Source organism: Corynebacterium sp. FDAARGOS 1242, from assembly GCF_016889985.1.
GTDB classification, from domain to species: Bacteria; Actinomycetota; Actinomycetes; order Mycobacteriales; family Mycobacteriaceae; genus Corynebacterium; species Corynebacterium minutissimum_B.
Genome location: NZ_CP069568.1, coordinates 1,896,750 through 1,908,365 on the forward strand (window position 1 = coordinate 1,896,750; position 11,616 = coordinate 1,908,365).

Annotated in this window: 12 protein-coding genes and 1 pseudogene; 5 read left to right on the forward strand and 8 right to left on the reverse strand. The window is 63.1% G+C overall.

Annotated features, from left to right (window positions below; genetic code table 11):
* Window positions 1-212 precede the first annotated feature (212 nt).
* Complete coding sequence (locus tag I6J72_RS08975; protein ID WP_204098943.1) at window positions 213-791, forward strand: hypothetical protein; 579 nt, start codon at window positions 213-215, stop codon at window positions 789-791.
* A 104-nt stretch (window positions 792-895) separates the two neighbouring features.
* Here the strand turns inward: I6J72_RS08975 and guaA are convergent, their stop codons facing one another.
* Window positions 896-2,458 carry a glutamine-hydrolyzing GMP synthase gene (guaA, locus tag I6J72_RS08980; RefSeq protein ID WP_204098944.1) on the reverse strand — a complete coding sequence of 521 codons (1,563 nt, stop codon included), beginning with the start codon at window positions 2,456-2,458 and terminating at the stop codon, window positions 896-898.
* Between the two features lie 66 nt (window positions 2,459-2,524).
* Between guaA and I6J72_RS08985 the strand changes: the two are divergent.
* A pseudogene (locus tag I6J72_RS08985) lies at window positions 2,525-3,137 on the forward strand (DMT family transporter).
* Here I6J72_RS08985 and I6J72_RS08990 read toward each other — a convergent pair.
* On the reverse strand, window positions 3,134-4,276 hold the full coding sequence (locus tag I6J72_RS08990; protein ID WP_204098945.1) for a GuaB3 family IMP dehydrogenase-related protein: 1,143 nt from the start codon (window positions 4,274-4,276) through the stop codon (window positions 3,134-3,136). The pseudogene I6J72_RS08985 and the gene I6J72_RS08990 sit on opposite strands and share 4 nt — an antisense overlap.
* A gap of 9 nt (window positions 4,277-4,285) precedes the next feature.
* The gene (gene guaB / locus I6J72_RS08995) at window positions 4,286-5,800 is read right to left on the reverse strand and encodes an IMP dehydrogenase (RefSeq protein ID WP_204098946.1); all 1,515 of its coding nucleotides are present in this window, start codon (window positions 5,798-5,800) and stop codon (window positions 4,286-4,288) included.
* Between the two features lie 136 nt (window positions 5,801-5,936).
* Between guaB and I6J72_RS09000 the strand changes: the two genes are divergently transcribed.
* The gene (locus I6J72_RS09000) at window positions 5,937-6,311 is read left to right on the forward strand and encodes a DUF5319 domain-containing protein (protein ID WP_039673837.1); all 375 of its coding nucleotides are present in this window, start codon (window positions 5,937-5,939) and stop codon (window positions 6,309-6,311) included.
* 67 nt (window positions 6,312-6,378) lie between these two features.
* On the opposite strand, the gene I6J72_RS09005 is transcribed toward I6J72_RS09000, so the two are convergent.
* Both I6J72_RS09005 and I6J72_RS09010 read right to left on the reverse strand, forming a co-directional pair.
* Complete coding sequence (locus tag I6J72_RS09005) at window positions 6,379-7,221, reverse strand: hypothetical protein (protein ID WP_239107297.1); 843 nt, start codon at window positions 7,219-7,221, stop codon at window positions 6,379-6,381.
* A gap of 68 nt (window positions 7,222-7,289) precedes the next feature.
* Complete coding sequence (locus I6J72_RS09010) at window positions 7,290-7,904, reverse strand: sigma-70 family RNA polymerase sigma factor (RefSeq protein ID WP_204098947.1); 615 nt, start codon at window positions 7,902-7,904, stop codon at window positions 7,290-7,292.
* Between the two features lie 347 nt (window positions 7,905-8,251).
* On the opposite strand from I6J72_RS09010, the gene I6J72_RS09015 reads away from it, so the two are divergent.
* Both I6J72_RS09015 and I6J72_RS09020 read left to right on the forward strand, forming a co-directional pair.
* Complete coding sequence (locus tag I6J72_RS09015; RefSeq protein WP_039674337.1) at window positions 8,252-8,551, forward strand: WhiB family transcriptional regulator; 300 nt, start codon at window positions 8,252-8,254, stop codon at window positions 8,549-8,551.
* A 156-nt stretch (window positions 8,552-8,707) separates the two neighbouring features.
* Window positions 8,708-8,929 carry a hypothetical protein gene (locus I6J72_RS09020; RefSeq protein WP_204098948.1) on the forward strand — a complete coding sequence of 74 codons (222 nt, stop codon included), beginning with the start codon at window positions 8,708-8,710 and terminating at the stop codon, window positions 8,927-8,929.
* Here the strand turns inward: I6J72_RS09020 and groL are convergent.
* From groL to I6J72_RS09035, 3 genes are all read right to left on the reverse strand, one after another.
* The gene (gene groL, locus I6J72_RS09025) at window positions 8,926-10,542 is read right to left on the reverse strand and encodes a chaperonin GroEL (RefSeq protein ID WP_204098949.1); all 1,617 of its coding nucleotides are present in this window, start codon (window positions 10,540-10,542) and stop codon (window positions 8,926-8,928) included. The two genes, I6J72_RS09020 and groL, sit on opposite strands and share 4 nt — an antisense overlap.
* 12 nt (window positions 10,543-10,554) lie before the next feature.
* Window positions 10,555-10,854, reverse strand: a complete 300-nt coding sequence (gene groES / locus I6J72_RS09030) for a co-chaperone GroES (protein WP_167595557.1) — start codon at window positions 10,852-10,854, stop codon at window positions 10,555-10,557.
* A gap of 325 nt (window positions 10,855-11,179) precedes the next feature.
* Window positions 11,180-11,608, reverse strand: coding sequence for a hypothetical protein (locus tag I6J72_RS09035; protein WP_039673829.1), 429 nt, complete (start codon window positions 11,606-11,608; stop codon window positions 11,180-11,182).
* Window positions 11,609-11,616 lie beyond the last annotated feature (8 nt).

Here is an 11,616-nt window from a genome sequence, read left to right on the forward strand (position 1 = left end):
CGGGTTTTGCCGGCGCACCGCGTGTCCAAGCCTCCGACCAGCCGCCCACTGAGGAATAGTCCTCGGTGCGCGGCTACACGTGCGCGCCACTCTAAAAGACCCGTTCAGAGGGCTATTTCTTCGCCTTCACCGGGCTGGAATTAATGCGTTATTGGAGCGCTGGGGAATCATCCCCTTCCGACTGAATACGGCCTGTTGCTAGCGTTCGGGTCATGAAATATTCCCTGATTCTTCCCTGTATCCTCGGCTGCGCGGCACTCGCCGCCTGCTCCCCTGCCGCCGCCGTTGCCTTCAACCCCGGCGGGGCACATGCCGGCACGACAGACACCTGCGCCACCGAAAACGCTTACTTCCACACGCGCTATGGCCTCGGCGCTGAGGGAGCCACCGCTTTGCGCAGCGACGTCGTGCCCCGACTCTATTTCACCGTGACCGATGGCGGCTACAATCCCTGCGCACCTATCAGCTACTCCGTGCTGAGCGGTACATACGGCAACCTCAACGGGCCAGGCGGGCTCGGTTCGTCGATTGCCCAAGGCCTCATCGTCTGGTCGGGTTCGACCCCATTGGCCAACACCGGCGTGACGGCAGCCAGCATCGAGAATGTGCAGGTGCTAAGCGACGACACCCTCCAAGCCACCTTCGGCCGCCGCGGCGGCACCACGGCAGAAGGGATCACGGAGCGCGCTACCGTTCAGCTCCAGATCCACGGCGACCAGCTCGTGCCGATTAGTGGTGACATCGCGCTCTACAACGACATGATCAGCGGCCCGCCCACCATCATTCCCTAAACCGCCCAGCAACCACCGCCGCGCACAATGCACAGCGCGGCCGCGCCCTTGAGTCATTAGGGCACGGCCGCGCACATCTGCGAGGGATTTTTATCCCCACGCGTTTACTCCCACTCGATCGTTCCCGGCGGCTTCGACGTCACGTCGAGCACGACTCGGTTAACATCCTTGACCTCGTTGGTAATACGGGTGGAGATCTTCTCCAACACGTCGTACGGCAGGCGGGTCCAGTCCGCGGTCATCGCATCCTCGGAAGACACCGGGCGCAGGACGATTGGGTGGCCGTAGGTGCGGCCATCGCCTTGGACGCCGACCGAGCGGACGTCGGCAAGCAGCACCACCGGGCACTGCCAAATCTCGCCATCCAGGCCAGCGTTGGTCAGCTCAGTACGCGCAATGAGGTCCGCCTGACGCAAGGTCTCAAGACGCTCCTCGGTGACCTCACCAATGATGCGGATGCCCAGGCCCGGGCCCGGGAAAGGCTGGCGTGCCACGATTTCTTCCGGCAAGCCCAGTTCACGGCCCACCGCACGGACCTCGTCCTTGAAAAGCAGGCGAAGCGGCTCGACGAGCTCGAACTCGACGTCGTCAGGCAGGCCGCCCACGTTGTGGTGGGACTTAATGTTCGCGGTACCGTCACCGCCACCAGACTCCACCACATCCGGGTAGAGCGTGCCCTGCACCAGGAAGGCAGCGTCCTGGCCGTCCAGCGCCTGGTCGACGGCGCGCTCGAAGGAACGGATGAACTCCGCACCGATGGCCTTACGCTTAGCCTCCGGCTCGGTCACACCAGCCAGCTTGGAAAGGAAAGCCTCGCGCTCATCAGCGGTGATGAGCTTCGCGCCAGTCGACGCCACGAAGTCCTTCTCCACCTGCTCACGCTCGCCCGCGCGCAGCAAGCCGTGGTCGACGAAGACACAGGTCAAGCGGTCACCAATAGCGCGCTGCACCAGCGCGGCGGCCACGGCGGAATCCACACCACCAGACAGGCCACAAATCGCGCGGCCGTCCTCACCAATCTGCTCGCGCACATCCTCAATGAGGCGCTCCGCAATGTTCTCAGCAGTCCAGTTCTGCTCCAGACCAGCCACCTCAGTAAGGAAGCGGGTGAGTACCTCCTGGCCGTGCGGCGAGTGCAGGACCTCCGGGTGGTACTGCACACCTGCCATCTTCTTGGACAAGCACTCCATAGCGGCCACAGGCGCACCATCGGAAGAGGCAGTCACCTCAAAGCCCTCCGGAGCTTCAGAGACCGAATCGCCGTGGGACATCCACACCTTGTGGGTTTCCTCCAAGCCCTTATGCAGCACGCCGCCGGACACGGTCATGTCCGTGCGGCCATACTCGCGAGCACCAGTGGCGGCCACCGTGCCGCCGAGGACGCGAGTCATGGACTGGAAGCCGTAGCAGATACCAAAGACCGGAATGCCGAGCTCGAGCAGCTCCGGCTTGAGCTCCGGGGCGCCGTCGGCATACACCGAAGACGGCCCGCCGGAAAGAATCAGCGCAGCCGGGTTTTTGGCTTTGATGTCTTCTACCGACGCAGAGTTGGGGACAACCTCGGAGTAGATGTTGGCCTCACGCACGCGGCGGGCGATGAGCTGCGCGTACTGGGCGCCAAAGTCCACCACGAGGACAGGACGCGGGGTTGTATTTGGGGTAGTCACGGCCACCAGTTTAACGCAGTGCCCCTTTCGCAGTGAATGTCGAGGGAATGTAGGACAATAGCCCGCATGACCAACCCGCTCGCTATCCTGTGCGTCATTGGCTCATGCATCTCGCTGCAGCTGGGCGCGAGCCTAGCCATCTAGCTCTTTCCTCATGCGGGCACGTGGGGAACGGCGTCGATGCGTTTGCTGATGGCCTCGGCAATCCTGTTGCTCATCGCGCGCCCCAAGGTGCATACGTGGAACCGGGAAAAGTGGATTTCGGCTGCGCTGTTTGGTGTGTCATTGGGGGTTGATGAATGGCTTCTTCTACGCGGGCATCGAGGTAGTTCCGCTAGGCCCCGCGGTAACCATTGAGCTCGTGGGCCCGTTGCTGTTCGTGGCGTTGGGAACGGGCGTGCTGGCATCACTTATCCCCTACTCACTCGAGTTCATCGCTCTCAAGCGCCTTGCCCCCAATGTGTTTTCCATCCTCATCGCCCTCGATCCGGTGTTCGCTGCCTTCTTCGGCTGGCTCCTCCTATCCCAGGGCGTGACCGCGCTAAAGCTCACGGCCATTGCCTTGGTGGTGTTGGCATCGGTTGTCCAAACGATGGTGCCGGCGCGCGGGCGCATCATTTTGCGCACAATTGCACTGCGCCCGCGAGCCCCGTGGCGCTTCCGCCGCCCGCAGAACTAACGGACGGCCAGGCCCACCTTCTGGAAGGACTTCAGGTCCGTGTAGCCGCACTTGGCCATGGCGCGCTTGAGGCCACCGACGAGGTTGAGCTCACCCAGTGGCTCATTGGATGGGCCATGCACGACGACCTCGAGGGACGGCGATCCCGCGGGGACATCCTCGTCGTCGGCAGCGCCGAGGAGGGTGCCAGCCACGCCAACCGGCTCGATGACGCCGCGCGGGAAACGCGGGTGGCCGGCCGTCGACGGCCAGTACCAGCCCTTACCGCCTGCCTCCGCCGCACGCGCGAGGACCGGGCCCAGCACGACGCCATCGGCGCCACAAGCAATGGCCTTGGCGATGTCCGCGGAGGTGTGGATGTCGCCGTCGGCAAGCACATGCACGTAGCGGCCCCCGGTTTCATCCAGGTAGTCGCGGCGAGCGGCCGCAACGTCCGCGATGGTGGTCGCCATCGGGATATCAATGCCGAGCGTCTCCGGGTTAGTGTTCACGCCGGAGCCGACGATGATGCCGGCCGCGCCCGCGCGCATAAGGTGCAGGGCCGTGGTGTAATCGGCCACGCCACCAGCAATCACCGGGGTATCCAGCGAACCGATGAACTCCTTGAGGTTAAGCGGCTCGCCGCCGGTTTGCACGTGCTCGGCGGAAATCAGCGTGCCGTGGATGAACAACAGCTCTGCACCGGCCTTGATGACCACCGGGGCGAGCTCGCGGGCATGCTGCGGGGACACGCGCACGGCCACGGTGACGCCGGAATCGCGCACCTGCGCGATGCGCTCGGCCAGCAGCTCTTCATTGAGGGGTGCGGCATGCAGTTCCTGCAGCGTCGACAGGTCGCCGAAGTTCTCCGTCACGCGAGCAATCGCGCCCTCCAAGTCCTCGTGGCGGCCCCACAGGCCCTCTGCGTTGATGACACCGAGACCGCCCTGCTTGCCCATCTCAATGACGAACTCGGGAGTGGCAAGAGCATCAGTCGGCGCCGAGACGAACGGAACGTCGAAGGTGTAGGCGTCAATATTCCACGAGGTGTCCACGTCCTTGGAGGAACGCGTACGACGGGTGGGCACCAGGGACACCTGGCTGAGGTCATAAGTGCGGCGTGCCTCGCGGCCGACGCCAATTTCTACGTAGTCGCGCATGATGAGTCCTTAACGGTAGTTCGGAGCTTCGACGATCTGCTGAAGGTGGTGCGGGTGAGATTCCTTAAGGCCCGCAGCGGTGATTTGGACAAACTGCTTGGTCTTCAGCTCGGCCAAGGTGGCGGAACCGGTGTAGCCCATGGAGGCACGCAGGCCGCCGACAATCTGGTGAACGATGGCATCAATGTCACCGCGGAACGGCACGCGGCCCTCCACACCTTCCGGCACCAGCTTGTCCTCGCTGCGCACATCCGCCTGGAAGTAACGGTCCTTAGAGTAGGAACGCTTCTCACCCGTGAGCCCGCGGCCCTGCATCGCACCCATGGAGCCCATGCCGCGGTAGCGCTTGTACTGCTTGCCCTGGACCACGACGATATCGCCCGGAGACTCGGTAGTGCCCGCGAGCATAGAGCCCAGCATGACGGCATCCGCACCGGCGGCCAGCGCCTTGGCAATATCACCGGAGTACTGCATACCGCCATCCGCGATAACCGGCACGCCCGCCGGACCAGCTGCGGAGGCGGCTTCCATAATGGCGGTAATCTGCGGCGCGCCCACGCCCGCCACGACGCGGGTAGTACAGATAGAGCCGGGGCCGATACCGACCTTGATGGCATCCGCGCCGGCCTCAATCATGTCGCGCGCAGCAGCACGGGTGGCTAGGTTGCCGCCGATGACGTCGACGCGGTCACCGAAGTCCTTCTGCACGCGGGAGACCATCTCGAGCACACGGTTGTTGTGGGCGTGGGCAGAGTCGACGACGAGGACGTCAACGGAGGCGTCGACAAGCTGGCCCGCGCGCTGGTAGGACTCCTCGCCGGTACCGATACCCGCCGCCACGAGCAGGCGCCCAGAGCTGTCCTTGGAGGCATTCGGGAACTGCTCAGTCTTGACAAAGTCCTTGACGGTGATGAGGCCGACGAGCTTGTTGTCATCATCGACGATGGGCAGCTTCTCCACCTTATTAGCGGACAGCAACGCCAGCGCCTCCTCCTTGCTGACACCTTCCTTGGCCACAACCAGCGGCATCGGCGTCATAATCTCAGAGACGGTGCGGGAAAAATCCGGCTCGAAGCGCATGTCACGGTTGGTGCAGATACCCACGAGAACGCCCTGCTTATCGACGACCGGCAGGCCCGAAATCCGATACCGCGCGCACAGCGTATCGATTTCGTCGATAGTCATGTCCGGGGTGGCAGTCACGGGATCGGTGACCATGCCGGATTCGGAACGCTTCACAATCTCGACCTGTTGCGCCTGGTCCTCAGCGGACAGGTTGCGGTGGAGCACGCCGATGCCGCCCTGGCGGGCCATGCCGATGGCCATGCGGGCCTCGGTCACCGTATCCATCGCAGCGGAGGCCAGTGGCACTCCGAGGCGAATGTTGCGGGTGAACTGCGCCGAGGTATCCACCTCGGAGGGAACGACGTTGGATTCTGCCGGAAGCAGCAAGACGTCATCGAACGTGAGGCCGTAGAGTGCAATCTTATCGGGGTTGTCTCCGCCGGTGTGGACGTGGCTCATGAGGGTAAAGCTCTCCTAAACTGACCGAATAGTTGTATGCGGTGATCCTCACTGTAGTGCGTGTGCAGCCCATAGTGGTAGCCGTACCCACGCAAGAGAATTGCTATGCGGCCGCAGAGTCAATAGGCTCGCAGACGTGAACTTTTTCGCCAACATGCCCCGCGATCCTTTCGCGGACGATCCGAACGACCCGGCTTCTTTCCTCGAGGAAGAGGACCACGTCGAACCGCTGTCCGAAGAGGACCGCCTCGGCGTCATTCATGATCTCGCCATGGTCCAGGAGTTTGCGCGTGTCTTAAGCCCGCGCGGCATCGACGGCATTTTCTTCTTCTGCGAAGACTGCGAGGAAAACCACTTCTACGAGTGGCACATCTTGGCCGCCAATATGCAGGCCACTCTCCAGGGCCAGCTGGCACCGGTCCATGAGCCAGGCGCGGAGCCGGATCCGGCGCGGTATGTGCCGTGGGATTATGCGGTGGGTTATCTCGACGGTATGGATTCGCGCTACTAGCGCGCGGTTGGACACATAAAAAGAACCTCTCCCCCCAATGGTGTGCGGGGAAGAGGTTCTTTTTGTTTTACTGCTGGAACTGCGCCGGCGGGAGGCCGTTGCCCTCCGGCGCGTCCTCGGGTGCCGTATCCGGTGCCGGCTGCTGCGGGGCTTGCTCGCCACCGCCCGGTTCAGCGGGCTCCGGGTAGTTCTGCGCCGGTGGGCTCAGAGGGTTGCCTACGGAGACCGTGCTCGTGACCACAACGGTAGAGACCGCAGTCTGGGTCTGGGTTACGGTCACTGGCTCCTGCGGCGGCTGCTCCTCTTCCGTCGGGGCGGGTTTCTCCACGGTGTGCGTTGTCGTCACCGTGGCGCGCGGCTGCGGCTTAGCCGGGCTCTCGGGCTGCTCTGCACGTTCCTGCTTGGCTTGGTCCACCATCTTGCGGGCTTCTTCCAGCAGCTGGCGGGTACCGTCCATGTCTCCTTGAGCCGAGCGCTTTTCCATTTCATCGAGCGTGCCGGCCAGCTCCACGACGGAAACCTCCTGGTCTTGCGCACCGAAGAGAGACTGATTTACGCCGTAGAGCGGGGAACCCGGGCCAGCATTTACGATCACCGCACCAGAACCGGCGATGAGCAACGTTGCCGCAGCCGCACCGATGAGGCCGTGCATGAGCGGCTTGCTGCGACGGCGACGGCGCGCAGAAGCCAGGGAGATAACGGCAGGTTCTTCGTCCGCGCCTTCGATAAGTGGAGCCGGAGGCATCTGCTTTTCGACGTCGCCACGCAGCTCCAACAGGAGTCCCGCTAGCTCATCATCGCCGCCCGTGGGGTCACTGCCTTCGGAGAGACTGGTGAGGAATGCATCATCGTCAACTAAGGGTTGCAGCTGCTCAGCGACGCCCAGCTGAACCTGGTCCTTCTTTGCCATGATGTCCTCCCTTCCTTGATAGAGAATGTGTTTAATTGTCCGTGCCAAGTGCCGATATCTCAGTTATCTCAGTCCGCGCGCGAATCGAGAGACGTGCGCAATTGCGCCAGCGCACGATGCTGTGCCACGCGGACTGCGCCAGGGGTTGATTCCACAATCTCAGCGGTTTCCTCTGCCGACAGTCCTACGAACACACGCAAGATGATGATGTCCCGGGCCTTGTCACTTAACGTATCGAGCAACGCACGCACTCTGTTACTACCGTCCATGACCAGCGCGGATTCTTCGGGGGTGGCGTCGTCAGCCGCGTCTTCGGGAACCTCGTCGGTGGGGTTGGTCTGGTCGCGGCTGAGTGCGCGGTGGGCGTCGGTGACCTTGTGAGAGGCGATGCCGTACACGTAGGCCATAAAGGGGCGGCCTTTGTCCTTGTACGTGCTTATCGACGTCGCCACGGCCAAGCAAATCTCCTGGGCCACGTCCTCTGCCGTGGGTTGGCGGTGGCCGCCGATGCGCGCGCGGCAATAGCGCAGGACCTGCGGGTGGATGATGCGCATGATGTCTTGCAGGGCGCGGCGGCTACCGTCGACAGCCAGCGGAACGAGGTCCGCCAATTCCTTATCGCTGTCGCGCTTCGATGCCGTTGCCGCATCGTTCGCGCCTGTAGCTTTGGTAGCCACTGCCATCCTTGCTTGTTCTGCTTGCCGTATTACTCTTTATTTCTTCACGTTGTGCACGAATATCATGTCACACCCACGGGCTGAATCCCGAAACGACGGGCATACTCGCCATTCTTATCCCACCATGAAAAAGTTCATACACCGTTCACTTTCAGCATAACAGCAGGTCAATCAGCACAAAACCGGCGATAGCGACACTGTTATACCTGAATGTCAACAAGACGTAACGTGTCGTTCACCCAAGGCGGTCACACTTCATTCTCGTCTCACCCCGGCACTCACGGAGTCATGGTTTCTGTGGCAGCCGTGTCCTCAGGTCCGGGCGCTCTATCTTCAACGAAGGAGAATCGAACGTGTCTCAGTCATTCCTGCTCCCCGGGCCGAACGCGGACTTTTGGGATTGGCAGCTCCAGGGCGCATGTCGTGGAGAAAACTCTGACGTGTTCTACCACCCGGACGGCGAGCGCGGTCGCGCCCGCGCTCAGCGCGAGAACCGCGCCAAGGCCATCTGCCACACCTGCCCGGTCATCGAGCTGTGCCGCGAGCATGCCCTAGCCTCCGGCGAGCCCTACGGCGTCTGGGGTGGCATGAGCGAATCCGAGCGCGTGGTGGCCCTGCGCTCGCGTCGTACCCACGCCACCGTCAGCGCCTAAGCTCCCCCTCTCGAAGCGCCGTCTTCGAGCTGGGCTAGAAGCAACGTGGGCCAGATGACGGGCAGTCAACCTACCCGTGTCTAAGAACTCCCGCGGCGAACACGCAGCGACGCTCTCGCCTCCCGCACAACCTGCGCCGGGGCCAGGGGCGACGATGTGATCCGCCTGCGCCCGACCAAGCCGGTGATGCTCAATGAGGATGAGGGTGGCGTCGGAAAGCGTCAGCAACGTATCGATGTCCTCGCGTGGCTCGTCGAGGCGTGGGGCGCACCACGGCCCACACGCGACGAAAAGGCCCGCCGCCCCACGTCATTGCGGGGTGGTGGGCCTTCCTTACGGCTTTGTGGGAAGCTCCTGCTTCCCACGCGCACGGTTTAGTGCGCGTGCGCGTGGCCAGCCTGTGCCGGTTCTTCCTCGGCAGGCTTTTCCACAACGGAAGCCTCGGTGGTGAGAACCATGCGGGCCACGGAGGCGGCGTTGACCACAGCGGAGTGGGTCACCTTCACCGGGTCGATGATGCCCTGCTCCAGCAGGTTGCCGTATTCCAGGGTGGCGGCGTTGAAGCCTTCACCGTTGGGCAGCTCGGCAACGCGGGACACCACGACGGAGCCGTCGAGGCCGGCGTTCTCCGCAATCCAGTAGGCCGGACGGGTCAGCGCGCGGGACACTGCCAGCACACCCACCTTGGCCTCACCTTCGAAGCCCTCAGCGAAAGCCTCGAGCTCCTTGGAGATCTGGACCAGTGCGGAACCGCCGCCGGCGATAACGCCTTCCTCAACGGCCGCGCGGGCGGCGTTGATGGCGTCCTCGACGCGCAGCTTGCGCTCGTTGACCTCGGTCTCGGTAGCAGCACCCACGCGGATAACAGCGACGCCACCAGACAGCTTGGCCAAGCGCTCCTCGAGCTTTTCCTTGTCCCAGGTGGAATCGGTGCGCTCGATCTCGCGGCGCAGCTGCTCGCGGCGCTCCTCGACGGCCTCGGCGGTACCGGCACCATCCACGATCACGGTGTCCTCCTTGGACACGGTGACGCGGCGTGCGGAACCGAGAACCTCCGGGCCAACCTCCTTGAGGTTGATGCCAACCTCCGGGTCGACGACGGTCGCGCCGGTGACAACGGCCAGGTCATCCATGAAGCCCTTGCGGCGCTCGCCGAAGTACGGAGACTTCACGGCGGCGACCTTGAGGACCTTGCGGATGGAGTTCACCACGAGTGCCTGCAGCGGCTCGCCCTCGATGTCTTCAGCAATGATGAGAGTCGGGCGCGAGGACTCCGCGATCTTCTCCAGCAGCGGCAGGAAGTCCGGCAGGGAGGAGATCTTGTTGCGGACGAGGAGAATTGCGGCGTCGTCAAGCACGGCGTTGTAGGTCTCCTCCTCCGTTGCGAAGTACGGGGAGAGGTAGCCCTTGTCGAAGGAAATACCTTCGGTAACGTCCACGGCAGACTCGATGGTCTGGGACTCCTCGACGGTCACGACGCCGTCCTTGCCCACCTTGTCCATCGCACCAGCAACCATCTCGCCGACCTCCGCATCGCGGGAGGAGACGGTGGCAACCTGGGAGATCTCCGCAGAGGAGTTCACCGGGGTGGCGCGCTTCTTGAGCTCCTCAACGACCTTCTCGGCCGCCGCCTCGATGCCCTTGTTGAGCTCCACCGGGTTAGCGCCGGCAGCAACGTTGCGCAGCCCCTCGAAGACGAGTGCCTGGGCCAGCAAGGTGGCGGTGGTGGTGCCGTCACCAGCGATGTCGTTGGTCTTGACGGCCACGGACTTCACCAGCTGGGCGCCAAGGTTCTCAAACGGATCGTCGAGGTCAATATCGCGGGCGATGGTGACGCCATCGTTGGTGACGGTCGGGCCACCGAAGGCCTTGGACAGTACGACGTTGCGGCCGCGGGGGCCGAGGGTGACCTTGACGGCGTCGGCCAGCGTGTCTACACCGCGCTGGATGCCCTCGCGGGCCTCCTGATCAAATGCAATCAGCTTTGGCATAGGGTTAATCGCCTACTTCTCGATGACAGCAAGCAGGTCACGGGCGGACAGCAGGAGGTACTCCTGGCCGTCGTACTTCAGCTCGGTGCCGCCGTACTTAGAGAAGATGACGGTGTCACCCTCGTTGACGCCAACCGGAACAACCTCGCCCTTGTCGTTGGTGCGGCCCGGTCCGACAGCCACGACGGTGGCCTCCTGCGGCTTCTCCTTCGCGGAGTCCGGGATAACCAGGCCGGATGCAGTGGTGGTCTCAGCTTCAACGATCTGGACGAGGACCTTGTCCTCCAGCGGCTTGATGTTTGCCATGATGATTTCCTCCAAAGTGTTCTCAATGCGCGCCCACATGAGCGCGCGTGTGCCGGTTGTGGCTAGCCCAGCACAGCCGTCGTCGCGGGTGAACAACTGTGGGTCAAAACAACCTGACTAGCACTCTACCCGCGCGACTGCTAGCCCTCAACGTTGTGGGCCGCTAACTCGTTCGCCCTCCGCGAACGCCAGCTCTCGCGCGCGCGAGAGTTATCACGATTCGCCTCACGACCTCGACTAATGCAAAAGCAAGAACGCGCCAAGTGTGAAAACAAAAAGACGCGCGGGCCCAGTAGGGGCCGTTGCGTCGCGGGAGGGGAGCTAGCGCGGTTTAGACCTGCTTGTCAGAGTTGATGACAGCCGCGCGCCACAGCTGGTACTCCTCCGGGTTGTCTTCGCGGTAGGTCTTCACGGCGCGGATGCCGTACTCGACGGCTTCCTTGACCTCGTCGATGTTCTTGTCATCGCCATCAGCGGCGACGAAAATAACCGGGCCACAAATGGAGCGAATGGGATCTTGGAGGAAGGCGGAGTTGCCGGTATCAGCGGCGTTGCGGGCCAGGGACGCCACCGGGTTCGGGTCGGCGCCTTCGGCCTTGGCGTTCGGGTTAAACAGCGCAGCGTAGGTCTGGCCATCATCCTGGAAGGCAACAGAAACGCGGTCCTCGGTGGTACCGCCGAGGAACTGGTTGGCGTGCTCGAGTTCGAACTCGATGGTGCGGCGGGACAGGTCCGGGTTGACGAGGAAACCAGTGGTCATAACGACAG

Excerpts from the sequence above, each read along its gene's own strand:
- I6J72_RS08975 (WP_204098943.1), top strand. The coding sequence starts at position 213 with ATGAAATATTCCCTGATTCTTCCCTGTATCCTCGGCTGCGCGGCACTC.
- I6J72_RS08990 (WP_204098945.1), bottom strand. The coding sequence starts at position 4,276 with ATGCGCGACTACGTAGAAATTGGCGTCGGCCGCGAGGCACGCCGCACT.
- guaB (WP_204098946.1), bottom strand. The coding sequence starts at position 5,800 with ATGAGCCACGTCCACACCGGCGGAGACAACCCCGATAAGATTGCACTC.
- I6J72_RS09005 (WP_239107297.1), bottom strand. The coding sequence starts at position 7,221 with ATGGCAAAGAAGGACCAGGTTCAGCTGGGCGTCGCTGAGCAGCTGCAA.
- I6J72_RS09010 (WP_204098947.1), bottom strand. The coding sequence starts at position 7,904 with ATGGCAGTGGCTACCAAAGCTACAGGCGCGAACGATGCGGCAACGGCA.
- groL (WP_204098949.1), bottom strand. The coding sequence starts at position 10,542 with ATGCCAAAGCTGATTGCATTTGATCAGGAGGCCCGCGAGGGCATCCAG.
- I6J72_RS09035 (WP_039673829.1), bottom strand. The coding sequence starts at position 11,608 with ATGACCACTGGTTTCCTCGTCAACCCGGACCTGTCCCGCCGCACCATC.